The following is a 25,084-nucleotide window of genomic DNA, read 5'->3' on the forward strand; positions in this document are numbered from 1 at the left end:
CACGATCTCCTTGGACCGGTTTTTCCGTTCCTTCGGCGGGCGAAGCCTGCCTTAGGTTTGGGTGATCCGCGCGGAAGAGCAGGACTATGGCCAAGGTGAAGACCGATCCCAAGACCGCCCCGCCAAGCACATCTCGATAGCGCAAGGTCATGGCATTTCTCCGATGATGCCTTCCAGCCGCGCCAGTGCCTTTTCGTGCTCGGTTATCTCACCGTGAAACTCCAGTTCGTTCTCCTGAAGCGTCAGCAGGCTGTTCAGGAGGGTGAGGAAATCCACCTTGCCGACCGCATAACTGGCCTGGGCGGAGGCCAGCGTGAGCCGGGACTGGGGAATGATGCCGTCTTTCAGCAGCTTGATGAGTTGCTCCGCCCGCTCGGCTTGGGCCACGTTGTCTTTGATCCGGGACAACAAGTCCTGACGCAGCGCTTGCAGATCCTGGAAAACAGCCTCGCGGCTGGCCACAGCCTCGCGCACGCCTTCCCGCTGTTTGGTGACGAAATAGAGGGGAACCTGTACGCGCAACATAACCTGGTAGCCTTCCGCATGCATCGCGGTATCGTGTTGCCCCCGTGCGTCCAGTTCAAAGTCCGGATAATACTGCCGGTTCGCCAGCGCGATGGCCTGATTGCCGCGTTCGAGACCCTTCTGTTGGCCGCGCAGCAATGGTGAGCCCTGCTCCAGCAGGGTATTCAACTCCGTGAGCGTATGCCTCATCGGTGTGATCCGAATTTCCTGCGGGGCGCCCAAAGGATCGCTGGGCAAACGGTTCAGGATGCGGTTGATTTCGGCATGCAGAGATTGCCTGCGCTGCTCCAGTATGGCCAAGCGAGCCAATAGACGAGATATTTCCGTTTGCGCCCGCAACACGTCCTGCTGGGCGGCCTGTCCGACCGAATAACGTGCCTCGGCGGTTTCCTCGAAACCCTCCAGAAGAGATTTGTTCTTGATGATGACCTGGCTGGATTTATGGATGAAACAAAGTTCATAAAACAGTTCTTTCAAGCGCGCGATGACGGTCAATTGGGTCGCCAGATAATCCTGTTCGGTACGCTCGGCTTCGCGCGAAGCAATTTCGCCCTTGAGAGCCAGTTTGCCGGGAAAGGGGATCTCCTGGCTTATCCCGTACATCGGTCCCTTCATCGGGGCTATATCGGTATACCCGACTGCAACCTTGGGATCCGGCAAAGTTTGCACCTGCGGAACCACCGCTCTTGCGGATTCCCATCGCTGGCGCATGGCATGAATCTCCGGGTTATGGTCCTGTGCCTCCTGGATCAGTCGCTCCAGTGACACCTGCGGGAGGTTCTCCTGAGTGACAGCGAAAACGGGCCACATCAGCCCCACCCAGAACAATGCGGATTTCACGGCGTTCATCCTCCGCGCAGATTCATGTGCGATCCACCGCTGGCTTACAGGCCCGATATAAAGCAAGCGCACCGGATACCGTCCGGTATGAGGCCGTTTCCCCCACCGGCTTGAATCCGGACTCCGCCATGAAAACCGGCAATAGGCCCAGGACGTTATCGTGCACCTCTTCCACCCAGCGCACCACCAGGGAAATCAGCCACATGGAGGGATCGCCCGGTTCACCGAAATCTGCCACATGCAGTTCTCCGCCGGGCTTGAGTACGCGGAATGTTTCCGCGAGTGCGTGCCTTTTATCCTCCCGCGTGAGGTGATGCAGCATAAGGCTGGCGAAAACTCGATCGAAGTGTCCATCCGGATAGGGTAGGCAAGTCGCAGTACCCTGTTGCAGGAAGATGGTCTGTCCTGCTTGTTCAGCCTTTCTTCGAGCGATGTCTAATACCTCGGAATCCACGTCGAGTCCGTACACCGCCACGTTCGGATGGGTCTGCTTGATCAGAAGTGTGAGCGTTCCCGTACCGCAGCCTACATCCAGGACGTTTTGACCGGATTGGATGTGTGCCTGCGCGATCAAAGCGGCCTTCAGCGCACTTTCCGGATATAAGCGCCGCATCATCGGATCGTACCAGGGTGTCAGCCAGCGGAAATGAAATGCCGGAATGTAACGGGAGCGCTTCTTCATAACGAAGGGGCTCTCTCGCGATGGGGCACCGCTGGGCGGGATGGCCGACGTTGCTCCCGAAACTGTCGTCGCACTTTAAGCGCTTCCAGGGTCAGTAGCGGGACAAAGCCCAGGCCGAACCAGGCCGCGCATTGATAGAGCGTTATCGGCTCGGTGCCGAATAGGGCTTGTAGCGCGGGGATATGATGAATCACCAGTTGCAGGGCAAAACTCACTGCCACGATCAGAAACAGGCGCAGATTGGTAAATAATCCCAGTTGCCAGACGGTTTGGCGATTGCTGCGGGCGCCGAAGGCCCGCAACAGCTCGGCGGTGATGAGGGCGGTGAAGGCGGCGTCGCGCGCCTGCCCGAGATTGCCGTCGATAGTCCACTCGTAGGCGAACGCGCCCAGGGAGACGCTGGCGGTCAGCAAGCCGGTCAGCAAGGTCAGCTTGAGAAAAGCCCGGTCGAGCAAATCGGCCTGCGGATTGCGCGGCGGTCGGGCCAGCACATCGGGATCGACGGGATCGGTTGCCAACGCCAGTGCGGGCAGCCCATCGGTCACCAGGTTGATCCAAAGCAGGTGTAGCGGCAGAAGAGGAAGCGGCCAACCCACCATTGCTGCGATGAGCATGACCGCAAGCTCCCCGGCATTGCCGCCGAGCAGATAAGCCAGCGTCTTGGCGATATTGTCGTAAATGCCCCGTCCTTCCTCGACCGCCGCGACGATGGAGGCGAAATTGTCGTCCGTGATGATGAGGTCGGCGGTTTCCTTGGTCACCTCGGTGCCGGCGATGCCCATGGCGATGCCGATCGACGCCTCCTTGAGCGCTGGGGCGTCGTTGACGCCATCGCCCGTCATCGCCACGACGGCGCCGGTCGCCTTCCATGCGGCCGGTCGCCTTCCATGCGCGTACGATCCGCAACTTGTGCTCGGCGGTGACGCGGGCGTACACCGCGACTTTCCGCACCCGTTCCAGGAGTTCCCCATCGCTCATCCGTTCCAGTTCAGCCCCTAGGACCACCTCGTCGCCCCGATCGAGTATCCCCAACTCATGGGCGATAGCTTGCGCCGTAGCGGGATGATCGCCGGTAATCATCACGGTCTTGATGCCGGCGCGTTTGCATTTGGCGACCGCTTCGCGAACCTCTCCGCGCGGCGGGTCTTGCAGGCCAACCAGTCCAAGCAGTGTCAGCCCTTGTTCGATTTCGGCTTCAACGATTGAGTCCGGCGGACGATCCGGAAACGATTCCAGCACCCGTTCGGCGATGGCCAATACCCGCAGCGCATCGCTGGCCAGCAATTTACTGGCGTGGATCATGGCGACACGATCCTCGGCAGTCATGGGTCTCACGCCTTCTTTGGTCTGTATGAAAGTGCAGAGCTCCAGGATGACTTCAGGAGCGCCTTTGACAAAGGCACGGGGTTCGTGCGGTACCTCCCTATACCGCACCCCTTGGGCGCTCGGCGTGCAAATCGGCTTTTCTGCCGATTTGTCCTCTTCCCAACGCCGGATGACGGTCATCCGCTTGCGATCGGAATCGAACGGCAGAGCAGCCAACCTGGGCATCTCAATCTCGACGGCAGCGCGGTTGATGCCCCATTTGGCGGCGGCCACCAGCAACGCCCCTTCGGTTGGATCACCCACGATTTCGGAGCGTCCGTCCCGCACGGTCAACTCGGCATCGTTGCAGGCGACGGCAGCCCATAAAAGTGCGGACAGCGCAGGATCGTCGCGTTGCTCCCTTCCCTCACATATGAATGAACCGATGGGGTGATAACCTTCGCCGGTCACGCTGAACAGGCGCTCCTGGGTAACGATCTTGCGCGCCGTCATGGCGCCGACCGTGAGGGTGCCGGTCTTATCCGTGCAGATGACCTGGGCGCAACCCAGCGTCTCCACCGACGGCAGACGCCGGACCAGGGCATTGCGCCTCACCATGCGCTGTACGCCCAAGGCGAGCGCCACGGTCACCACCGCCGGCAACCCTTCGGGAATCGCTGCCACTGCCAGACTCACCGCGTTCAGGAACAATTCGAACGGCTCGTTCGAACGCAGGAGTCCCAACCCAAACACAACCGCTACGATTCCGAGGCAAATCCACAGGAGGCGGCGTCCGACGCGATCCAGCCGGTGCCGCAAGGGGGTTTCATCGGCTCTCGCTGTTTGCAGCAGCCGGGCGATATGCCCGACTTCGGTGTCCATGCCCGTCGCCACGACCAAGGCGCGTCCGGAACCGTTGACGATGTTCGTGCCGAGAAAGATCATGTTGCGGCGATCGGCCAAAGGGGTTTCCTTCGGCAGCATTGCGACCCGTTTCTCCACGGGCTGCGACTCGCCGGTGAGGGAGGCCTCATTGGCTTGCAGGACCGAAGCTTCGACCAGACGGGCATCCGCCGCTACCAGATCGCCGGCCTCCAATAGCAGGATGTCACCCCGCACGATCTCCGCAGCGGCCACCACGGTGGCATGCCCACCGCGGATCACGCGGGCCTTGGGCGCGGCGAGGCGAGCCAAGGCGGCAGCGGCTTTCTCCGCACGGTATTCCTGAAAAAAACCGATGATCGCGTTCAGGATCACGATCGCCAGGATAGCGATGCCGTCGCTCCATTCGCCGAGGCCGATAGAGACGGAAGCCGCGCCGATCAATATCCAGATGACCAGGCTTTTGAATTGCCCGGCCAGAATGGCCAGTGCTGAAACGCTTCTGCCTTTGCTCAACTCATTGCGGCCCTGTTCGAGGAGCCGCCGCCTGGCCTCCTCCGAAGCCAGTCCGTGGGTGAAATCGGCGCCGAGTTGCGCGGTAATGTCCTCGATCAGTCGGTCGTGCCAAGTCTCAAGGCGAGAAGCCTTGCCTGCTTGCTCGGTACCCCGAGTGTTGCGATCCGTTTGCGTTCTTCTGCCGGGATGGGGAATAAAGGCCGGTGTCCGCGCTTTATATCGTGCGTAGCGTGCTCCGAAGCGGACTAGCGCTTCTTGCTCTTCCCGGCGGGCGAGCCGCTGGTACATTGAGACCAGGACAGGGAACATCGCCAGCGTCGGGAGGGTCGGCCACTGCAGCAGAAATCCCAGCATGATCAGGATGAAGGCGGCGTACTGAGGATGACGCAGGCGGGCATAGGGTCCAGTAATTGCCAGGGTGCCGCTGCGCTGCGCGGCGTAGAGCACCGGCCACGCCGAGGCCAGCAGCCAGAAGCCGCCCGCAATCAACGCCATGCTCAGGATGTGAAGAAGGTCGAAATGGGGATCGCCATGCAGGCCCAGCAGGGTATGCCAAAGATGTCCCGCCTCGTGGGAGAGAAGGTCGATATCCGGATAATGCAGGCTCAGCCAGCCTGACAAAAGGTAGATGGTGAGCGGAAAGCCGTACATCTCGGTGAACAACGCGACAAGAAAAGCCGAGAAGGCCCCAAAACTGCGCCAATCCAGCGCCGTGCGTGGTTTGAAGAAACTGAAGGCGAACAGGATGAACACCGCCGAATTGGCGATCACCAAACCCCAAAGGCCGTAAACGGGTGCGTGGTTCATGGACTACGCTCCTTGTGCTCGGAATGAATGCCTTCACTTCCATGGTGCAAGAAATGCATCAGCGGGCAGATCAGTACCAACAAATAGGACAAGAGACCGAACAAATGGGCCGTGTGCTCCATCACCAGGTAATAGAGACTCAGAGCCAAAAAACCCATCAACGCCGCCTTATGGCGCCAGCTGGATTGCGTCGGAGGGACGCCGTGATATTTACGCTCCAGAACCATCGAAACATCTCCCGAATAATGATTTTTTCGGCGGAGCCGCAGGACCGGCAGCGGGCCGGTCCTGAGACTGAGTGTCCCTTTCCGACCCTATGGCACCTGACCGATCATGTAGTCCACGGCAGCCGTCGGATTGGCCACCCACAGGGTCAATACATCCTGGCCTATATTTCCTAAAGTTCTCATTCCGCCCTCCGCCTGTTTTAGAATAAGGTTGCAAACGCAGAAGGATCGCAACGGCGGCAGGTCGCCTCTAATAAAACAGAAAACCGACCGGAAAAAAGAGCGAAACGATTTACCGGATGAGAAGATTTCGCATCATGCCGTTATCTTCATGTTCAAGGTTATGACAATGGTATAGGCTGAGTCCTGAATAGGTATCGAACCGCTTCAGTAGCGCCACCTCCTCACCCTCGACGACCAGAACCGTGTCTTTCCATCCGGCGTCGATGAAACCATCCTTGATGGTCGCGTAGTTTCTATGGTCTCCGCTTTCCTTGAATGAGCGCTTGACTATCTGAAACGATGATCCATGCATATGGATGGGATGCGCCATCGACATCATCGTCATATTTTGCACTCCCATGCCACCATGGTCATGGGTAATTGAAAAGTATTGCGCTGAGTTAATATTAATGATTTCATCCGGGTCTACGGACACCAGGTCTTGCGGGAAAGGCTCGTCATTGAACAGAGGGGTCATGGTGGCATCCATTGCCTGGGTGATGCGGATGACGCGCGGTGTGCTGCCGTTATCCGCATCCTGAATCCCCAAGGCTTCGATCTCCGACAACTTATTCGGCAAAGTCAGCTGATTTGCCGCGCTGTTTTTTCCTACCTTGATCTTTAGAATATCCACTGCAGCGCTCTGCCTCATGAGGTGGCCAGGCTTCTTGCTGGGCATATCTACTATGTCCATTCCCTTGCCGCTCATCCCCATGCCCCCGTGTTCATTATTCTGCATGCCTTGATGTGGCATGAACCCAGCGTAAGCCAGACTCCTTAATAGAAGTTCAGTGCCGGGTTTCATGTGGCTGAAATCGACCCATAAATCGATACGCTCACCAGGTGCAAGCATGATATAAGGCCGCGTTTCCGGCTGCGCCAATAGGCCGCCATCCACACCGATGGCGACAAGCGGCATTTTATTGCTCCAGCCCAGTTTGTAAATCCTGGAATTTGATCCATTTATGCAACGGAAGCGGTACTGCCCTCGGTTCACACTGAGCTTTGCGTTTGGCTTGCCATTAACTAAAATACGGTTACCGAAGAAGCCGTCAACGCCCCCAAAATAACTAAGTTTGTTTGTTTTTGTGAAGCTGCGATCTTGAATCAACAAGGGGATATCATATTCGCCGCGTGGCAAATCTACGGCTTCTTCGTCGTCGTCACTTATGATCAAGGCGCCTGCCAATCCCTTGTAAACCTGGGTGGCGGTCGCGCCATGCGCATGAGAATGATAGAAATAGGTTCCCGCGCGATTTATGACTTCGAACTCGTAAACATAGATGTCCCCGTGGCCAATCTGATCTTTGGGGTGCCCATCGGCCGCTTCTGGCACATGCAATCCATGCCAATGGATATTGCTTTGCTCGGACGGCAGATCATTCGTAAAGTATATTTTGACTTTATCACCTTTGCGAAATCTCAGAGTTGGCCCAAGATAGCTAGGCATATCAATCAGCGTATCCGCAGGCCCTTTAATAACTTCACCAACATATTTATAGCACGATGTATTTCTCCCTTTTTGAAAGATAGGCACATCTACTTTCCGGGCCGTAAGTTTGATTTCTACATTGGGCTGAAAGTCTGCATCGGACGAAGTCGCCATGTCATTTTCAGAGGCTCTGACCAACCAATTTTGAGAAGCCAGCAAGGACAGCCCCACGCTGGCTCCAATACATTTAAGTGCTCTACGTCTGTTCCGATTGATACCATGTATACTCATATCTCATCCTTATACAAATAATTACCAGGAGATACGCGGCAGTTCCGAAACTTGCCTCTGCCGCGACTCCTTGGTCTTACTGATTACTTCGCACTTTCAGCTAACTGCCGATGCATCTTCGCCATCTCCGAGTTGGCATTCCCGATCTGCTGATAAGAGCGAATAATCGCTTCACAATGAGATTGGAAGTTCAAGGCTTGTTTTCCATAGAGGTAGCCCCGTGTTTTATATTGCTCGAGAAGCTTCTTGTGCTCGTCAATTTTGATCGCGGCATCTTTGGCAGCTTGTTCATAATGCGCCGCCAGCGCTTCGTGGTCGGCCCTGGTCTTGGCGCTCTGTACCGCGGCAGTCATGTCCATAGGGTGGAGATTCGATTGGGCGCAGCTGGCCAGCAGCCCAAGAGTTAGAGCAACTGGCAGCAATATTTTGATCATATTGTTCATGGCATACCTCATTGATCAATGTCAGATTAATTACGGGCTTATTTGTTGAAACACAAAATATGATTAACTGTCCGCTTTATGTTACCTCCTCCATTTCTGAATGATGTTCCGGAAGTTGGACTTGCAACCGTGATGCTGTCGTGGGCCTCCCGGAATTTTTTCCGGAGCGCGCCCTACGGCATAGGTTTTCTTCTAACAGAGGGTCGTCAACGCAGGCGAACGCGTTCCTCGGATAAATCCCGATTATATAAAGCGCAGCAATGAACGAACTTGAGTTTGCCGGGGAAAACCGGCATGACAAAGACATAGCCACTCCCCATCGTAAAAACCTTATATCCCGAGGTTTTTAGACGGAGAGGGGCTAGTTGAGCAGACTGCAGAATTGGTAGATGAGGGGAGTTTCGCGCGCGCGCAGCCGGAAATCGCGTGGATTACGCGCGCAACTGGAAATCTCAATGAGCGCGACGGATATCAGAGTCTGTAGGATAGCGATAGCTATCCAGATAACCATCTCAGGCGCGGTTTGTTTTTTCAGGACGGCATCGTCGTCGCTGCCGGAGATAGCGTTTATACAAGGATGGGCCGCACAATCCAGTGGTACCTGGGCATGATGATCGCGACCGTCATGCGCATGGGAAGATTGGCCGGCACAATCCAGCAAGACAGGATGTTCATCGTGTGTCACAGGCACGACGCAGCTCACCCGCAGCATGGACGAAAACTGCGCGGCAATTAACATCAGCGCCAGAAAGCATATCCAGCATCGATGTCTTCTGTATCTGAACGAATTCAGCACGATTGGAGAATTCCTTAAACCCGCTCGAATGTTGGCTGAGACAGCCAAGCATGTCAAGTGACGTGACCTAAAGCGGTCCCATCCTGTTCGAGCCAAGCGGCATCGCCATGCACTTCCGGATTTTCACCGGCGCGATGACGCTCATGTTGACCCGCTCAACCGATAGAAAGGCAAAAATAGCCAGCGCCCTTTCATGAAAAACCGGAATTCCCGCTCAGCTACGGGAGGAAAAAATTCCTCCTCCATCCGAATCGCCCAGTCGTGCGCCGCCGATCCCCGCGAAGCCGTGCGGGAGTTCCACGCAGGCGTCAAATCTCAGCAGCCGGCGCTGGTGACGTTCTTTTGCTCCAGCGAATACGATCTCGACGCGATCGCCGCTGAAATGCGCCGTCTGTTCGCCGGTCTCCAGGTCGTCGGCTGCACCACGGCCGGAGAAATCGGACCGGCCGGCTACCGCGAACATAGCCTCGCGGGTGCGAGCTTCCAGGCCGACAGCTTCCATGCGGTGGCGGATATCCTGACCGGTCTGCAGCAATTCGTCGCGGCCAGAGCTTATGCCCTGGCGCAAGCACTCCTGCAACGGCTTGAGGTTTCGGCCCCAGGGGCGCGTCCGGAGAACAGTTTCGCCCTCTTGATGATCGATGGCCTATCGGTTCGCGAGGAAGAGGTCGCCCATGTATTGCAGGATGCTCTGGGCAAACTTCCGCTGATCGGCGGCTCGGCCGGCGACGGCATGAAGTTCGCGAAGACCCAGGTCTATTTCGACGGCCATTTCCACACCGACACCGCGGTTCTGACGCTTTTCAGCACGCCCTTGCCTTTCAAGGCGTTCATGACCGAACATTTCGCCGTCACCGACGAACGCATGATGGTCACCGAAGCCGATACCGCCCACCGCATCGTCCGGGAAATCAACGGCAGGCCGGCTCTTCAGGAATATGCACGGCTGATCGGCATCGATCCCGCGCAGGTCGGTTCCGAGCATTTCGCGGCCTCGCCCGTCGTGGTGCGCATCGGCGGCACGGACTATGTACGTTCGATCCAGAAAGCCAACGCCGACGGCAGCCTGACCTTCTATTGCGCCATCGAGACAGGCATGGTGCTGCGCCTGGGCCGTAGCGGAGACCTGGAACGGAACGTGGCGCAGACCTTCGAGCAGCTGCGGGAAACCCTGGGTCCGCTGCAAGGCGTGATTGCCTGCGATTGCATTTTCCGCAACCTGGAAATGACCCGCTGCGGCGTCAAGCAGCAGGTGGGCAGGATTTTTCAGAACAACCACGCCGTGGGCTTCAGCACCTACGGCGAGCAATATCTCGGCGTACATATCAACCAGACCTTTACCGGAATCGCTATCGGCGCCCCCGGGAGACCTCGGCATGACGGACAATGAGCAGGTCCTGCGCGCGGAAATCGCTCGCCTGAACGAAATCATCGATATCATCATGGACCGGGTGGAAAACAATCCGAACCTGCGGCCGACCTCCTACTTCGGGCTGTTCCAGGGGAAGATCGTGCTGGAGAACCAAGTCAGGCAGCGCACCCCGGAGCTGGGCGCGGCGTTGCGCGAAATCGAAAAGATCAACCGGGTGCTGAAGGAATCCGAAGCGAAATTCCGCGCCGTGCTTGACCAGTCACTGGTCGGCATCCTCATCACCGAGCGGGTGCGCGACGAAAAGGCAATGCGGGGCAGCGACATGGGCTGCCGCTGCGGCGGCGAGGAATTCGTGCTGGTCTGCCCGCGCATGCCGCTGGCCAAGGCGGCGGAACGCGCGGAACACTTGCGGAAAAGCTGCGCCGCGGTGCCGTTCGATCGCGGCGATGCGGTTTTGCAGGTTACGGCGTCTTTCGGCGTCACCGGCGACCTGCTGATCCGCTCCGCCGATGGGGCGCTGTACGCGGCCCAAAAGGCCGGCCGCAATCGGGTCGAGTGCCATGCCGACACCGAATCCGGCGAATTCACATGAGCAGCATCGCGTTCGAACGCCTGAGCAAGACCTATCCGGGCGGTTTCGCGGCGCTGTCCGAGCTGAGCCTCGAAATCGCCGACGGTGAACTTCTCGTCGTCGTCGGCCCATCGGGTTGCGGCAAATCCACCCTGCTGCGGCTCCTGGCCGGGCTCGACCAGCCCACCGGCGGTTCGATCCGGATCGGCGCCACGAACGTGGACGCCCTGTCCCCGGCGGAGCGCAACGTCGCCATGGTGTTCCAGGATTACGCGCTCTATCCGACGATGACGGTGCGCGGCAACCTGGAGTTTCCGCTGAAGATGCGCCGCATGGGCGGCGCCGAACGCAAGCGGCGAATCGAACGGGTGGCCGGAATGCTCGATCTGCTGCCGCTCCTCGACCACAGCCCCGCCCAGCTCTCCGGCGGCCAGCGCCAGCGCGTCGCCATGGGACGGGCGCTGGTCCGCGAGCCCGCAGTGTTCCTGCTCGACGAGCCCCTCGCCAACCTGGACGCCCGCCTGCGCGCCCAGGTTCGCGCCGAGATCGCCGAACTGCAGCGGCGGACCGGGACGACCATGATCTATGTCACCCACGACCAGGTCGAGGCCATGACCCTGGGCCAGCGCATCGCGGTTCTCGACCGCGGACGGTTACAGCAGGCCGCCTCGCCCCGCGAACTCTATGCCCGTCCCGTCAATACCTTCGTCGCCGGCTTCATCGGCAATCCGCCGATGAACCTCCTGCCGGTCCGGGTCGAACGGCCCGGCGAGATCGTATTCCCGAGTCTCGGTCACAGCCGCCTGCTCTTGGGAAGGGCGAGGGCACCGCAACAGGCGGCCGTCGCCGGCATCCGGCCGGAAGCGGTCCGGCTGGCGGGAGACCCGGCCGAGGGGATCGATGCCCGCGTCCAGGACGTGGAATATCTGGGCCATGAGACCCTGCTGCATTTCGCCCATGAATCGGGTCCGGCATGCCTGATCGGCCGCCTCCCCGGCCTGCAGCCCCATTCCCGGGGCGATGCCGTCCGCCTCACCTTGGCGCCGGAAGATTTGCATTTTTTCGACCGGTCCGGTCAGGTGTTGGCCTGACCGTCGCGCGCTTCCAGCGCCCGGAGCTCCTCGAGGGAATTCACGTTGGCGAACAGCTCCGGCACATCGCTGCAGTCGGTCCGCCGCGTCCGGTGCCGGGCCAGCCAGGCTTCGACCTTGCGCTCTCCCGAGGCCAGAAATGCCTGGAGATCGGCCAGCAAGGACCGCCGCGCGATGAGGAAGACCGGATGCAGGCGCTCGCCATCGTGCGCCACGGCGATATCACAGTCCGACGCCACCTGATCCTCGACCAGGCGTTTCAACACGCAGGCGGTGACCAGCGGCGTATCACAAGGCACTGTCAGAACGAATTCCGTGTCGGCCCAGGCCATCGCGCTCAAGAGCCCCGCCAGCGGCCCCTCGAATTCACGGCACTCATCGGCGATGACCGGGCAGCCGAACCCGGCGTAAATTTCCCGGCTACGGTTGGCGCTGATCACCACCTGCCCTGCCACCGCCCGCAAGGCCTCCAGCGCGTAGACCACCAGCGGCCTGCCCCTGAACGGCACCAGCCCCTTGTCCCGGCCGCCCATGCGGCTTCCTCTTCCGCCGGCCAGCACGCATCCGGTAATCTTGGGGGAAGGGTAATTCACGACGCTGATCCTTTAAGATGACCGAACAACCCATGCGACGCCTGCTGCCGATCCTCGCGGTAGCGGTCCTGAGCGGCTGCGCCGCGAAAACGCCGGACTGGCGCGCGGATTACTACGAAGTGGAAACCACCAAGCCTTACGCCGACGTGATGGCCGAACTGGAGCTGGCGATCACCGAACGGAATTTCCGGATCACCGGCCACAACAAGATCGGCAGTGTGATACGCCAGCGGGATCATATAGACTTTCCCGATTATGATACGCTGCAATTCTGCAATCTGACCCTGGCCCGGCAGATGCTGGAAATCGAGCCGGCGGCGGTGGCGTGGATGCCCTGCAACGTCGCCGTCCGCTTCGAGGGTGGACGCACTCGGATCACGGCGCATCTCTTGCCCGAAACCACCCGAAACCCGCCCCTCGATGATTTCGCCCGGGGGATGAATGAAAAACTCAAGAAAATCGTCGACTTTGCCGCCGAGAATTAGTTCCTTATACCTCCTCATACCTCCTCACCGATCCGACATGACCATGGCGAAGACCTTCCCCGCTAAAACGACCCGGCCCGTCGCATTGACTCTGCTGCTGGCGGGCCTGAATGCTTGTGACCCCCAACCGGTGCAACCGACGGTCCAGACCTCGGCCGCTTCCGAGCAAACTCCCGCCGGGGCGGCGGCTCCCCAAGGCGCCAACGATTTCCCGACGCTGACACGGGTCGAATACGTCCTGCAATGCATGCAGGAGCACGGCGGGCAGAACTACGACAACATGTACCACTGCGCCTGCGCCGTCGACGTCATTGCCAAGGCCATGGCCCCGGAAGAGTACGACCAGGCCGTGACCTTCACCAACCTGTTCGGCATGGCGGGCGAACGCGGCAGCGTCTTCCGCGATCCCCCTCAATCCGAACAGCTGCGCAAGAAGCTCAAGGACGCCAAGGCAGCGGCAAACGACACCTGTTTCCCGAAGGCGCCGGGGAGCACCCGGGGCCAAGACGGGAAATAGCCGCGAGGACCTGCCCCGGCACGGCTTCGAACACGGCCCGCCGGTGCATCCCAGGGATTGAGGTGCACGACGGCGCAAACCTCATCTGAAATTCGGGGCAATGATGCGCAAACCATCCACTTCTCCGGCCAAATCCGCCTTGGAAACGCGCCCAGAGGCCAGCGCCCATAACGGGTCGTCTTCAAATACGTATAACGCATCCCGAGACAGTTCATTGCGGGACAGGGACAAAGCCAGATCGCGTCTGACGCGATCGATCTTGGCGTTATCGGCTCTGCCAAAGTAGCCTGCATTTACCGTCATTCCATTCCTGGCAGCGAAGTGCACCACAGGCACCCAATTGGCCGGCTCATTTTTCGGCAATAAGAGGGTGTAGACGAAAACATCATCCCGTGCGATATATTAGAGTTGCTTCCGATGATAAAAATGGATTTATTGTGGTATAAATATACCCATTAACAACAATCGAATGGTGTCAGTCAGTGATTTTTGAAAAGTTCATGGAAGAAACCAGCGAACGTACTGTCAGAGCCCTGATCGGAATGAACAAGGCTCAATTCGCCAAGCTCTACCCTATCTTTGAAGAGGCCTATGCGGAGATTCAGCAAGAACGTGTTAGGCAAGGCGAAATAAAACGGGTACAAAAAGGAGGTCATGTTGGCTATCTCGATCGGATGGATAAGAAGCTGTTCTTCATTTTGTATTACCTCAAGACCTACTGTACCTTCGATGTCCTGGGCTTTCATTTTGGCTTGAGTTCGGGGCATGCGCATCGACATGTGGAACAACTTCTGCCCGTGTTGCGGCGCAGCTTGGCGAAGCTCGATCTGCTGCCAGAGCGGGCGCTGACGACACCGGGAGAGATGATGAAACTGATTGAAAAACATGGCGATCTCATCATTGACGGAGTGGAATGCGGTTGCGTCAGGCCGCAGGATGACGATCAGCAAAAAGCCCGCTATAGCGGCAAAAAAAACGACATACGGTTAAAACCTTAGTCATTTCGACCCTTGAGCGGCAAATTCTATTCGTTGGAGGTATGGTGGCCGGCAGCGTTCATGATGATGCGCTGATGAAGCAACTGTTCGATCCTGCATTATCGTGGTTTGATGGCGCCGATGTCTGGTTGGATTTGGGGTTCTTTGGTGCCGCTGCCGATGATGGGAATAAAGCCAGAATTCACCTTCCTCACAAGAAACCCAGGACATCCAAGAACAATCCTCATGCCGCGTTGACAGTTCAACCAATACGAGAGAATAAAAAGCAAGCACGAACCCGAATCTCAGTCGAGCACTCCATTGGAGGAATGAAGACCTTTCACTGCTTGATGCATCGGATTAGAAACCGACTCAACATATTCATCGATGGGTTTTTCGGCCTTGCCGCTGGCCTTTGGAATCTAAAAATGTCTTTGTGATCATATGGTTATCATTGGAAGCAACCCTATTGAGAAGGGCATAGAATTATGCTAGTGTAGCGTCCCCTGACATAAATTTATAAATGTTATCATTGGCTGATGCGAAAGCCGATGACGATTGAACTGAGAGAGGGTGACCTTGCGATACTCACGCGTTGGGTAAAGAGTCGGGCGGTGGGCGATAAACCAACCTTACGGGCGCGTATCGTTCTGATGACGGCGGAGGGTTGTTCGACCCAGGAGATCATGGAGACGCTCAAGGTGAGCAATCCGACGCTGAATCTCTGGCGCCGGCGCTATCTGGAGTGCGGCATCGAGGGCTTGAAGAATGGGAAGACGCGCCCGTCGCGGGTGCCGCCTTTGCCGGTGGAAAAAGTCCAGGAAGTGCTGACCCTGACGCTGAGTGGAAAGCCAGCGGCAGCTACGCACTGGAGTTGCCGAACCTTGGCCGAGCAGGTGGGCATTTCGCGCATGGCGGTGCATCGCATCTGGCGGGAGCATCGGTTGAAGCCACACCGCGTCAAGGGTTTCAAGGTGTCGAACGATCCGCAATTTGAGGAGAAGCTGCGGGATGTCGTGGGACTGTATCTCGATCCACCGGAGAAGGCCATCGTGTTTTCCGTCGATGAGAAAAGCCAGATCCAGGCACTGGATCGCACGCAACCGGGCTTACCGATGAAGCCGGGCAAGAACGGCACCATGACGCACGACGATAAGCGCCACGGCACCACGACCTTGTTCGCGGCCCTCAATGTCCACGCGGGGACCGTCATCGGCGAATGCCTGCCCAAGCACCGCAACGATGAGTTTCTCAAATTTCTGAAGAAGCTCGATAAACTTACGGACAAGGCTTTGGGGGGTGCATGTGATCGTCGACAACTATGCCACGCATAAGCATCCCAACGTGAAAGATTGGCTGGGCAAGCATCCACGTTTTCATCTGCACTTTACGCCGACGTCAGCATCCTGGGTGAATCTGGTGGAGCGTTTCTTCCGCGACATCACCGAGGAACGCATCCGTCGTGGCGTCTTTCGTAGCGTTGAGGAACTGAAGACGGCCATCATGGAGTACCTGGAGCACCACCATGCCAATCCAAAGCCGTACCACTGGACTGCCAAGCCCGACGCGATTTTGGCAAAAGTCGCCAAAGCTAAGGAACCTCTGAACAAACCCTGCGGGTAAGCTATTCCTGCCCAGAACCCCTGAACGCGGAGCCCCGATGAAACAGACCACCTTCGCCTCCTTAGCCTTTGACCGGAAGAAGAAGCAGACCCGGCGTGAGAAGTTCCTGGCCGAGATGGAGCAGGCGGTGCCGTGGCCGGAGTTGCTGGCGGTGATCGAACCGCATTACCCGAAAGCGGGTCGGCGCGGTCGTCAACCGTACCCGTTGGCGACGATGCTCAGGCTTTACTTCCTCCAGCAATGGTATGCCTTGTCCGACCCGGGCCTGGAAGATGCCCTGTACGAGATCGAATCGATGCGGCGCTTTGCGGGTCTGGAGTTGGCCGATGACGCGCTGCCGGATGAAACCACGATCCTCAACTTCCGGCGCCTGCTGGAACGTCACGAGCTGACGGCGAAGTTGATGAACGCCATCAATGACGTGTTGGAAGCGCGAGGGTTGCTGCTCAAGGGGGGGGCACGATGGTGGATGCGACGATTATCCACGCCGCGCCATCGACGAAGAACAAAGCCAAGACCCGCGACCCCGAGATGCACCAGACCAAGAAGGGCCATCAGTGGTTCTTCGGCATGAAGGTGCACGTGGGAGCGGACGTTCACACCGGCGTCGCCCACACGGTCTCGGTGACACCGGCCCATGCCGCCGACATCAGCCAGTTGCCGAACCTGCTGCGCGAGGACGACCGGCTGATCCTCGGCGATGCCGGCTACGTCAACGACACCTATAAGCGCGCTGCGCGGCAGGCCGGGGTCGTGTGGGGCGTCGCCTTGAAAGCCCGTCCGAAACGGCGCTTGGGGGCTGCGCAGAAACGCCGCAATCGGCGAATGTCGTCGATCCGCAGCCGAGTCGAGCACCTTTTTCGGGTGATGAAGCGGCAGTTCGGCTACACCAAGACGCGCTACCGGGGTCTGGCTAAGAACGCCGCCCAGGTGTTGACCCTGATAGGGTTGACCCATCTTTACCTAAAGATGCGCGCATTGATGACCTGAGGGGCGAGGTGCGCCCGGCATCCGCCCCGACGGGCGCATCCGGGGGGGATCGCCACGGTAAGTAAGGAATTTCGGTACCCTTCACCCATTTTCAAAGCCTGATTATCAGCGGGATGTGTTTTTACCGGCCAAATCGGGTTTGTTCAGAGGTTCCCTAAAGTGACGTTGGGGACGTTACACTAGACTTAATATAGTATTAATTCTAATTTTTTCGGATACGTCGTGGGGGATGTGAAACGGAGCGAGACCCTTAATTTGTGAGTTTTCTTAAGTAGTATGAAAGCCTTCTGGAGCCCTTCTATGGAAAAAGTCATTGCAATCACTCCTCCTCACTGTACCCGCCCCGAAATGGTGATCGCGGCATGCAGAGCCGGGGGCATAGGGGTGGTGGATCTAGGCTACCGCGACATATTCGATTGGTCGGTCGCTAATTTAGGCCGTATTGAATCCAGCGTCGATCGCACCTCGCTTTGGGGTGTCCGCTGGGATACCTTGGGTTTGCCGCAGCGCAGTCCGGAACTATTACTCAAATTATTTCGCCGTTCTCGTCCTGTTCCGATTCTCGTGTTGGCGGGCCAGCAACCCGCTGAATTCCCCCGTTTCCGCGAGCTAACGCGACGGATCGCTCGACAAGCATTCGTCGAGGTTCATGATTTGGAGTCTGCCCGAAGCGCCATTGCCGCCGGATACGACGGTCTGATCGTCAAGGGACACGAGGCGGGCGGCTTGGTGAGCAAGCACTCGACCTTCATCCTGCTCCAAGAACTCCATGGCAAACTGAACGCTCCCTATTGGGTACAGGGAGGGATCGGCCCGCGCAGCGCCGCCGCGGCGATCTTAGCCGGAGCAAGAGGCGTGGTATTGTGCGAACAACTCTGGCTTGCCGACGAAAGTCCTTTCTCCCGCACCGATATGCGCAATGCCTGGAGTCGGCTCGACGGAAGTGAAACCATCCTGCTTGGACCCGATGATGTTCCCTATCGCCTGTTCAGCCGCTGGGGCCGAGGCAAACTTCGCGAACTGGAGCAACGGATTCTGCACGGCGAGCCGTGGCGAGAACGGTTGTCCCAATACCTGGGCGAGGCGGACGATCCGCTATTGCCGTTAGGCCAAGATATTACCTTTGCCGCCCCATTGGCAAAACGTTACGGCACGGTCGGCCGCATCGTCACGGCGATCCGCAACGACATGGAGTCGACCGTGCGACTTGCCCGCTCTCAGAGGGTTTTTTCTCCGGAAAGCCCATTGGCGCGTAGCCACGGCACCCGGTATCCGATCGTGCAGGGTCCCATGACACGGGTCAGCGACACGGCCGCTTTCGCCAAGGCGGTGGCCGATGGCGGGGCGCTGCCCTTTCTCGCGCTGTCCGTGATGCGCAAGCCGCAAGTCCGGGAACTGCTGACGGAGACCCGATCCTTGTTGGGGGAGCAACCTTGGGGCGTGGGATTGCTGGGCTTCATGCCGCTCGAGTTTCGCCAAGAGCAAATCGAGGTGATTCGAGAGATCAAGCCGCCCTTCGCCATCATCGCCGGCGGTCGACCCAGCCAAGCCCGTGAGCTGGAAGAACTGTCGATCGCCACCTATCTGCACGTGCCGTCCCCGGGGCTCTTGCATGGATTCCTCAAGGAAGGCGCACGGAAGTTCATTTTCGAAGGCAGTGAATGCGGCGGGCACACGGGGCCACGGACCAGTTTCATCCTGTGGGAGTCTGCCATCGAGATCCTGCTGACAGCCGAGATCCCGGATGCCGAATCGGTCCATGTCTTATTCGCCGGAGGCATTCATGACGCGGTATCGACCGCCATGCTTTCGGTTCTCGCCGCCCCGCTCGTTGCCCGAGGCATGAAAGTGGGGATATTGATGGGCACCGCGTATCTCTTCACCGAAGAGATCGTGCGCACCGGAGCAATCGTCGAGGAATTTCAGGCGCATGCCGTTACTTGCAAGGAAACGGTTTTGCTGCAATCGGGCGTGGGAGTCTACACCCGTTGCGCCAAAACGGATTTCTGCGATGAGTTCAATCGCAAACGACGCGAGCTGTTGTTGGCACAGGAAAGCGATGACGATATCCTGAAATCGTTGGAGATGCTCAATATCGGCCGTCTGCGCATCGCATCGAAGGGTATCACCCGCAATGATCTGGATCCGACGGCGAAGAGTAGTGGTGATCGATATTTCAAGGTGGACGTTGCGACGCAGCGACGCGAAGGGATGTACATGCTCGGGGAAGTCGCGCGGCTTCGTAATAGTACATTGAAGATCGCCGAACTGCACCAGTCAGTGTCGGAAGGGAGCGGCGAGGTACTTGTTCACGCTAATGAGAATGAGCGCCAGCGTCCGATGCGCGCGGGTCGCGGAGTGACGCAACGAGATATCGCCATCATCGGCATGGCTTGCCTCTTGCCCAAGGCTCAGAACCTGCGCACGTATTGGCAGAATATCATCAACCGAGTGGAGGCCATTCGCGAAGTATCCGAGGACCGTTGGCGTCCCATCGACTTTTTCGATCCCCGACGCGGGATCAAGGACAAAATTTATTCAAAATGGGGCGGTTTTCTCGACGACATCCAATTCGACCCGACTGCATGGGGGATCCCTCCCGCCAGCCTGAAAGCCATCGAACCGATGCAATTGCTGGCATTGGTGGTGGCCCGGCAAGCGCTGGAAGATGCTGCCTTGGAGCGGCGACCGTTTGCCCGTGAACGCACGGCGACCATTTTCGGGGCGGGCGGTATGCATGACCTTGGTACACTCTATATCTTCCGCACCCTCCTCGCTCAATACCTTCCCAAGGTCCCGGGTCTTCCGGAGTCAACGCGGCAACACATCATTAAGTCACTTTATGAAAAGGAGCTGCCGGTCTGGACCGAGGACTCTTTTCCAGGGTTCCTCGGCAACGTGGTGGCGGGTCGGGTCGCCAACCGGCTCGATCTCGGTGGAACCAACTTCACGGTGGACGCAGCCTGCGCCTCTTCTCTAGCCGCGCTGGACGCCGGCATCCGGCAGTTGCGTGATGGTGACGCCGACGTAGCCTTGGTTGGGGCGGTCGATGGCACCAATAATTCCACGTCGTTCATGGCCTTTGCGCAAACCCATGCGCTCTCGCCACGCGGCCGGTGTCGCCCGTTCGACGATAGCGCCGACGGCATCGCCATCGGCGAAGGCGTGGTTGCGTTGGTTCTCAAGCGCCTGGCGGATGCCGAACGCGATGGCGATCGCATTCGTGGCATCATCAAGGGCATCGGAAGTTCCGCCGACGGCCGCAACCGCAGTCTGACGGCTCCGCACCCTCAGGGCCAAGCCCGGGCCTTGCATCGGGCTTACGAGGATGCCGGCGTCGAACCATCCACAGTGACGCTGATCGAGGCGCATGGCACGGGGACCGCCGTGGGCGACAAATCCGAGATCGAGACACTGAACACCGTTTTCGGTGAATCAGGGGCCGAGCCGCAAACGTGCGCGGTCGGTTCAGTGAAGTCGATGATCGGTCACACCAAGGTGACCTCCGGTCTGGCAGCGCTCGCCAAGGCGACACTCGCCCTCGAGCACCGTGTACTGCCGCCGACACTGGGCGTCGAAAAGCCGAATGCCAGCGTGGATTTTGCCCACAGCCCGTTCTATATCTGCACGGAGCCTCGTCCCTGGCTCGCTCCCCCCAAGGGTCATCCCCGCCGCTGTGGGGTGAGTGCCTTCGGGTTCGGCGGCACCAATTTTCATGTCGTGCTGGAGGAGTACACGCGCGGATATCGCGATACGGACACGGTGGACCTCAATCCACGCGACGCCGAACCCTTCGCCTTTTGGGGGGCTGACCGCAAGCATATCGAGCAGACCCTACGATGCCTGTTGGAGGGGCTCGAACATCCGGACTACCTGGATTTCGGGCAACTGGCTCATGCCGTGCACTTGGAACAACAGCGCATTCCGTCTTCCGACCGCAAGTGCCGCTTGGCCTTGGTGGCAACTTCGACGATCGACTTGAGGCAAAAGCTCGAATTGGCATTGCGAGCTCTGGCCGATAACGGCAAAACGGAATTCAAATATCCGCAGGGAATCTACTTCCGGGAAAATATCGATCCGATGGCGGTATGTTTCCTGTTCCCTGGTCAAGGGTCGCAGAAGATCAATATGCTCCGCGACCTGATTCTCGCTCGTCCCGCCCTGCATGAACTTTTCGAACGCGCAGATCGGCTCCTGGCGGACCGTCTCCCCCAGCCGCTTTCCAGGTACATTTACCCACTCCCCGTATTCAGCGACGAAGAGCGGGCACGTCAGCAAACTGCCCTAAATGCCACCCAGATCGCGCAGCCCGCTCTCGGAGTCGTGGAGCTGGCTGCGGCCCGGCTCCTGGAATCCTTCGGCATCAGACCCGACTTCGTCGCCGGGCACAGTTACGGCGAGTACGTGGCCCTGTGTGCGGCAGGGGGAGTCAACCCCGATGACCTCATCCGGCTATCAGAAATCCGCGGACGCATCGCCGCCAACGCAGGGCGCGAATCCGGTGGAGCGATGGCGGCGGTAAGCGGTGATGGTCCCGGCACCGAAGCGCTCATCGCCAAACATGGTTTGCCCGTGCATATCGCCAATTTCAATACCCCCGATCAAACGATCATCGCCGGGCCCAGTGCGGCGATCGATCAGGCGGTGGCCGTTCTCAGTGGGGGATCGCTACGGGTCACCAAACTGCAGGTGAGCGGTGCGTTCCATTGTCCTATGATGAGCGATGCGCGCGATGCTCTCGCGGCAGAACTGTCTCGGATCAAGTTCACGACACCGACCATCCCAGTTTACAGCAACACCACGGCGGGCCGTTATCCCGACAAACCCGGAGACGTTTGTGCTCTCCTGACCCGGCATATCGTCGAACCCGTGCGTTTCGTGGAAGAGGTGAACCACCTCTATGAGGCGGGTGCCCGCGTTTTCATCGAGGTCGGACCGGGCTCGGTGTTGACTGGGATTGTAGACCGCATTCTGGCAGAGCGGCCCCACACGGCCTTGGGGATCGATGCTCCGGGGCGTCCCGGCTGGCTGCAACTGGCCCATGCAATGACCCATTTGTTCACCCTAGGGGTGCCGGTAACCTTCCAAACGTGGTTCCAAGGCCGAGGATTCAAGGATTTCGCTCCGGCCGATTCGTTCGCCGAGGCAGAGAGGAAAGCCCATCCAGGCCCCCTAACCTGGAGAATCAACGGAGGCAGGGCAGCGCCTTGGGAGATCAAAACGGACAAAGCGGACGGAATCCAGGATACCGTTCCTCTTTCTCTACCTGAGCAAGGAGCCGCCCTTGACGCGCCGGCCCCGGCCAAAACTGTCGGTCCGGAACACCAGGAAAACCGTATCCTTGCCCCAAATCAAAGGAGTAACATCATGAATACTACGGAAATGACCCATTGGACAGAGACAACCGAACATGCAAGCCCCCCACCGGCAGTCCCCCCACCGGCAGTAAGCGACGCCCGCCTCGCCTTTGTGCAGCAAAGTCTTGCCCAATTCATCGACCTGCAAAAGGAGCAACAGCAGACATTGCGCCATTTCCTGAGCTTTTTGCACGCGAATCTTGCCGGTACGGAGCTGCCACTGCAGGGATGGCAGACGGAATCTCAGGCCATCGCACCGCAACCTTTGCAAACACAGGCAGTCCCACCCAGCCCGCCACGAGGAGTGGTCCTCGCCGCGGTTCCACCCGCCCCAGTATTGCCCAACCAGATACTTGCCGCGAGTGGCCCGGTGACTCCAAGCGCTCCGATCGTCCAGAATGCATCAGTTCGTCCGCAGGAGTCGGCATCCAAGGCCCACAACGTGGTTCCCTTACCCAATGCGTTCCCTCCCCAAGCAGCCAAGGCTGGAGGTAATCTCGCGCCTACGGAACAATTCAAGGCCGATTTGCTTCGGGCGATCGCGGAGCGTACCGGCTATCCGGAAGAGATGCTCGACTTGGATGCACACATGGAGGCGGATCTCGGCATCGACTCCATCAAGCGCATCGAAGTGTTCAGCATGTTGAAGGACCAGCACAACCTTCTGGAAGGGCGGGATGAAGAAACCGTCATCGAGGAGCTGTCGGGCCTGAAGACCCTGAATGAAATCATCGCTTGGTATGACCGCTTGCGTGAATCGGGGTCGGAAGCGAAGGAAGGAGGGATTCCATCCCCAAAAAAATCCCAGACTCCGCCGTCAGTCTCGCCGGTTGAGACGGCGGAGTCCAGACCGACTGCATACGAGCCGGCGGATCCCGTAAGATGTTATGCGTTAAAACCGGTGCCGGCACCCTGGAACGGAACGCTTACTGGTTTCTGCGAGCTACCCTTGCTCTTACTCGGACCGGCCGGGGAGGTCACCGAGACTTTCAGGCAAACATTGGCGGATGAAGGGCATACCGTATGGCGGATCGTCCCGGGCCAGGAAACGGTCAGCCGGGAAGACGGATTGTTCGAGGTAGACTTCACTTCACCGAATACAGTCGAGAAACTGAAAGCTTTGGTGGCGAATACGGGAAAGACGCCGGGGGGCCTCATCAATGTTCTCGGCGTAGCAACGCCCGACGATTCGTTGGGCGGCAGAACCGATCCGGCACGGATCCTGTTTCTCACTATGAAAGCATTGGGAAGCAGCCTTGAGGAAGGCGTATCTGCCGGTGGGGGCTGGCTCGTCAATGTTACTGCCATGGATGGGCAGTTTGGCCTCGGAGGCACCGGAATATTTTCCGTGGGGGGTGCGGGCAGTCACGGCGTTGCCAAGTCGGCAGCACGGGAGTGGCCTCAGTTACGGCTTAAATGCGTCGACCTTCAGACAGCATTGAGTCCTTCCCAATGGGCGGAAAACTTGGTCATGGAATTGCATTGTGGGGATTCCGCACCGGAGGTGGGCTTCACCACTTCCGGGCGCTGGCGGCTGGAGCTGGAATCTTACGATAGCGAAAGCGGTCTTTCTGGACCGGAGCTCGAACCTGGCGCAGTAATACTGGCTATGGGTGGCGCTCAGGGAATCACAAGCGACATCGTGAAATTCATGGCGCAACGGTACCAGGCACAGTTCGTACTGGTCGGGCGGACGCATCTTCCTAAGGAAGAAGGGGAATCGACCCGACATATCACCGATCCAGGAGAATTACGTCAATTTCTTATCGGCGAACAAAAGGCAAAAAGCGAACATAAAGTCAAGCCAGCAGAAGTGGAAGCGGAACTGAAGCGAATTCTCAAGATACGAGAGCTCCGGGGTAATCTGGACTTCCTGAAGGAGGCCGGTGTCAAGGTGGAATACCACGCTGTAGATGTCCGCGATGCCGAAATGTTCGGCCAATTGATCGATGATCTCTACGCCCGGCTGGGGCGCATTGATGGTGTCCTGCATGGTGCCGGAATCATCGAAGATAAGCTGGTTCGTGATAAGTCCGAGGCTTCTTTCGATGCCGTCTACCAGACTAAAGTTGTTCCGGCCCTGACTTTGGAACGAAAGCTAAGGTTTGAGAGTTTGAAGTTTCTAGTTTTCTTCTCATCGGTGGCGGGACGGTTTGGAAACATCGGCCAATGCGATTACAGTGCGGCGAATGAAGTGCTCAATAAACTGGCGGATCGCCTCAGTCTGGAATGGCCGAATGTCCATACGGTTTCCATCAACTGGGGACCTTGGGACTCCGGCATGGTGAACGACGAGCTACGGCGGTTATACGCTACGCGCAACATCCATCTCATCCCAGTGGCGACTGGGACGAGGCGTTTCATGGAAGCACTAGGAAATCCCCCGGGACAAGCTCCAGAACTCGTGATCACTGCAAGCCTGGATTCCATCGCTGCGGTAAATCGGAAAACAAAATTGCGTGAAAATATCCCCAAGGACTTGACACCTTGCTAATCAATAACTTATGCTTGGCAACAACTCTATGGAAGCCCCCAATCAT

The 25,084-nt window shown here is 58.3% G+C and carries 18 protein-coding genes and 2 pseudogenes; 10 read left to right on the forward strand and 10 right to left on the reverse strand.

Features of this window, described 5'->3' with window-relative positions; translation table 11 throughout:
- Nucleotides 1-147: 147 nt before the first annotated feature.
- From GNH96_RS11785 to GNH96_RS11815, 8 genes and pseudogenes are all read right to left on the reverse strand, one after another.
- The gene (locus tag GNH96_RS11785) at nucleotides 148-1,365 is read right to left on the reverse strand and encodes a TolC family protein (RefSeq protein WP_228719839.1); all 1,218 of its coding nucleotides are present in this window, start codon (nucleotides 1,363-1,365) and stop codon (nucleotides 148-150) included.
- A gap of 22 nt (nucleotides 1,366-1,387) precedes the next feature.
- Nucleotides 1,388-2,047 carry a class I SAM-dependent methyltransferase gene (locus tag GNH96_RS11790; protein ID WP_169603859.1) on the reverse strand — a complete coding sequence of 220 codons (660 nt, stop codon included), beginning with the start codon at nucleotides 2,045-2,047 and terminating at the stop codon, nucleotides 1,388-1,390.
- On the reverse strand, nucleotides 2,044-3,018 hold the full coding sequence (locus GNH96_RS16085) for an HAD-IC family P-type ATPase (RefSeq protein WP_228720092.1): 975 nt from the start codon (nucleotides 3,016-3,018) through the stop codon (nucleotides 2,044-2,046). The genes GNH96_RS11790 and GNH96_RS16085 overlap by 4 nt, the downstream gene beginning before the upstream one ends.
- Before the next feature lie 67 nt (nucleotides 3,019-3,085).
- A pseudogene (locus GNH96_RS11795) lies at nucleotides 3,086-5,557 on the reverse strand (HAD-IC family P-type ATPase); the annotation flags it as partial.
- Nucleotides 5,554-5,715 carry a DUF2933 domain-containing protein gene (locus tag GNH96_RS11800; RefSeq protein WP_223163411.1) on the reverse strand — a complete coding sequence of 54 codons (162 nt, stop codon included), beginning with the start codon at nucleotides 5,713-5,715 and terminating at the stop codon, nucleotides 5,554-5,556. The gene GNH96_RS11800 and the pseudogene GNH96_RS11795, both read right to left, overlap by 4 nt.
- A gap of 361 nt (nucleotides 5,716-6,076) precedes the next feature.
- Nucleotides 6,077-7,669, reverse strand: a complete 1,593-nt coding sequence (locus tag GNH96_RS11805) for a multicopper oxidase family protein (protein WP_228719840.1) — start codon at nucleotides 7,667-7,669, stop codon at nucleotides 6,077-6,079.
- A gap of 143 nt (nucleotides 7,670-7,812) precedes the next feature.
- Nucleotides 7,813-8,172, reverse strand: a complete 360-nt coding sequence (locus tag GNH96_RS11810; RefSeq protein WP_169603863.1) for a hypothetical protein — start codon at nucleotides 8,170-8,172, stop codon at nucleotides 7,813-7,815.
- 361 nt (nucleotides 8,173-8,533) lie between these two features.
- The gene (locus GNH96_RS11815) at nucleotides 8,534-8,968 is read right to left on the reverse strand and encodes a hypothetical protein (protein ID WP_169603864.1); all 435 of its coding nucleotides are present in this window, start codon (nucleotides 8,966-8,968) and stop codon (nucleotides 8,534-8,536) included.
- Between the two features lie 193 nt (nucleotides 8,969-9,161).
- Here GNH96_RS11815 and GNH96_RS11820 point away from each other — a divergent pair, with 193 nt between their 5' ends.
- Genes GNH96_RS11820 through GNH96_RS11830 form a run of 3 tightly spaced genes read left to right on the forward strand, consistent with a single transcriptional unit; the run spans nucleotide 9,162 to nucleotide 12,002 of the window.
- Complete coding sequence (locus GNH96_RS11820; protein WP_169603865.1) at nucleotides 9,162-10,358, forward strand: FIST N-terminal domain-containing protein; 1,197 nt, start codon at nucleotides 9,162-9,164, stop codon at nucleotides 10,356-10,358.
- Nucleotides 10,345-10,932, forward strand: coding sequence for a GGDEF domain-containing protein (locus GNH96_RS11825; RefSeq protein ID WP_169603866.1), 588 nt, complete (start codon nucleotides 10,345-10,347; stop codon nucleotides 10,930-10,932). The genes GNH96_RS11820 and GNH96_RS11825 overlap by 14 nt, the downstream gene beginning before the upstream one ends.
- Nucleotides 10,929-12,002 carry an ABC transporter ATP-binding protein gene (locus GNH96_RS11830; RefSeq protein WP_169603867.1) on the forward strand — a complete coding sequence of 358 codons (1,074 nt, stop codon included), beginning with the start codon at nucleotides 10,929-10,931 and terminating at the stop codon, nucleotides 12,000-12,002. Before GNH96_RS11825 ends, GNH96_RS11830 begins: the two co-directional genes overlap by 4 nt.
- Here the strand turns inward: GNH96_RS11830 and mobA are convergent.
- Nucleotides 11,987-12,595: a molybdenum cofactor guanylyltransferase MobA gene (gene mobA / locus GNH96_RS11835; protein WP_169603868.1), complete on the reverse strand. Its 609-nt coding sequence runs from the start codon at nucleotides 12,593-12,595 to the stop codon at nucleotides 11,987-11,989. The two genes, GNH96_RS11830 and mobA, sit on opposite strands and share 16 nt — an antisense overlap.
- A 17-nt stretch (nucleotides 12,596-12,612) precedes the next feature.
- On the opposite strand from mobA, the gene GNH96_RS11840 reads away from it, so the two are divergent.
- Both GNH96_RS11840 and GNH96_RS11845 read left to right on the forward strand, forming a co-directional pair.
- Complete coding sequence (locus GNH96_RS11840; RefSeq protein ID WP_169603869.1) at nucleotides 12,613-13,080, forward strand: DUF302 domain-containing protein; 468 nt, start codon at nucleotides 12,613-12,615, stop codon at nucleotides 13,078-13,080.
- Between the two features lie 37 nt (nucleotides 13,081-13,117).
- Nucleotides 13,118-13,597, forward strand: a complete 480-nt coding sequence (locus tag GNH96_RS11845; RefSeq protein WP_228719841.1) for a hypothetical protein — start codon at nucleotides 13,118-13,120, stop codon at nucleotides 13,595-13,597.
- 81 nt (nucleotides 13,598-13,678) lie between these two features.
- Here the strand turns inward: GNH96_RS11845 and GNH96_RS11850 are convergent, their stop codons facing one another.
- Nucleotides 13,679-13,900 (reverse strand): hypothetical protein, encoded by a 222-nt coding sequence (locus tag GNH96_RS11850; protein ID WP_169603870.1) that lies wholly within the window; start codon nucleotides 13,898-13,900, stop codon nucleotides 13,679-13,681.
- Nucleotides 13,901-14,097: 197 nt separating this feature from the next.
- Between GNH96_RS11850 and GNH96_RS11855 the strand changes: the two genes are divergently transcribed.
- The 5 genes and pseudogenes from GNH96_RS11855 (at nucleotide 14,098) to GNH96_RS11875 (ending at nucleotide 25,038) form a co-directional block, all read left to right on the forward strand.
- Nucleotides 14,098-14,595, forward strand: a complete 498-nt coding sequence (locus GNH96_RS11855; protein ID WP_169603871.1) for a helix-turn-helix domain-containing protein — start codon at nucleotides 14,098-14,100, stop codon at nucleotides 14,593-14,595.
- A gap of 23 nt (nucleotides 14,596-14,618) precedes the next feature.
- Entirely contained in the window at nucleotides 14,619-15,014 is a 396-nt protein-coding gene (locus tag GNH96_RS11860) for a transposase family protein (RefSeq protein ID WP_267313397.1), read from the forward strand.
- Nucleotides 15,015-15,113: 99 nt separating this feature from the next.
- Nucleotides 15,114-16,197: pseudogene (locus tag GNH96_RS11865) on the forward strand (IS630 family transposase).
- Nucleotides 16,198-16,234: 37 nt separating this feature from the next.
- A protein-coding gene (locus GNH96_RS11870; protein WP_228719842.1) for an IS5 family transposase occupies nucleotides 16,235-17,187 on the forward strand; the annotation gives its coding sequence in 2 pieces (ribosomal slippage) (nucleotides 16,235-16,648 and nucleotides 16,651-17,187; 951 coding nt in all).
- A gap of 300 nt (nucleotides 17,188-17,487) precedes the next feature.
- Nucleotides 17,488-25,038: a type I polyketide synthase gene (locus tag GNH96_RS11875; protein ID WP_169603872.1), complete on the forward strand. Its 7,551-nt coding sequence runs from the start codon at nucleotides 17,488-17,490 to the stop codon at nucleotides 25,036-25,038.
- Nucleotides 25,039-25,084 lie beyond the last annotated feature (46 nt).

It is taken from the genome of Methylococcus geothermalis (assembly GCF_012769535.1).
Classification (GTDB): domain Bacteria; phylum Pseudomonadota; class Gammaproteobacteria; order Methylococcales; family Methylococcaceae; genus Methylococcus; species Methylococcus geothermalis.

Coding starts and splice junctions, on each gene's coding strand:
- GNH96_RS11790 (WP_169603859.1), bottom strand. CDS start 2,047: ATGAAGAAGCGCTCCCGTTACATTCCGGCATTTCATTTCCGCTGGCTG.
- GNH96_RS16085 (WP_228720092.1), bottom strand. CDS start 3,018: ATGGGGAACTCCTGGAACGGGTGCGGAAAGTCGCGGTGTACGCCCGCG.
- GNH96_RS11800 (WP_223163411.1), bottom strand. CDS start 5,715: ATGGGTTTTTTGGCTCTGAGTCTCTATTACCTGGTGATGGAGCACACG.
- GNH96_RS11810 (WP_169603863.1), bottom strand. CDS start 8,172: ATGAACAATATGATCAAAATATTGCTGCCAGTTGCTCTAACTCTTGGG.
- GNH96_RS11820 (WP_169603865.1), top strand. CDS start 9,162: ATGAAAAACCGGAATTCCCGCTCAGCTACGGGAGGAAAAAATTCCTCC.
- GNH96_RS11825 (WP_169603866.1), top strand. CDS start 10,345: ATGACGGACAATGAGCAGGTCCTGCGCGCGGAAATCGCTCGCCTGAAC.
- GNH96_RS11830 (WP_169603867.1), top strand. CDS start 10,929: ATGAGCAGCATCGCGTTCGAACGCCTGAGCAAGACCTATCCGGGCGGT.
- GNH96_RS11840 (WP_169603869.1), top strand. CDS start 12,613: ATGACCGAACAACCCATGCGACGCCTGCTGCCGATCCTCGCGGTAGCG.
- GNH96_RS11845 (WP_228719841.1), top strand. CDS start 13,118: ATGACCATGGCGAAGACCTTCCCCGCTAAAACGACCCGGCCCGTCGCA.
- GNH96_RS11850 (WP_169603870.1), bottom strand. CDS start 13,900: ATGACGGTAAATGCAGGCTACTTTGGCAGAGCCGATAACGCCAAGATC.
- GNH96_RS11855 (WP_169603871.1), top strand. CDS start 14,098: ATGGAAGAAACCAGCGAACGTACTGTCAGAGCCCTGATCGGAATGAAC.
- GNH96_RS11875 (WP_169603872.1), top strand. CDS start 17,488: ATGGAAAAAGTCATTGCAATCACTCCTCCTCACTGTACCCGCCCCGAA.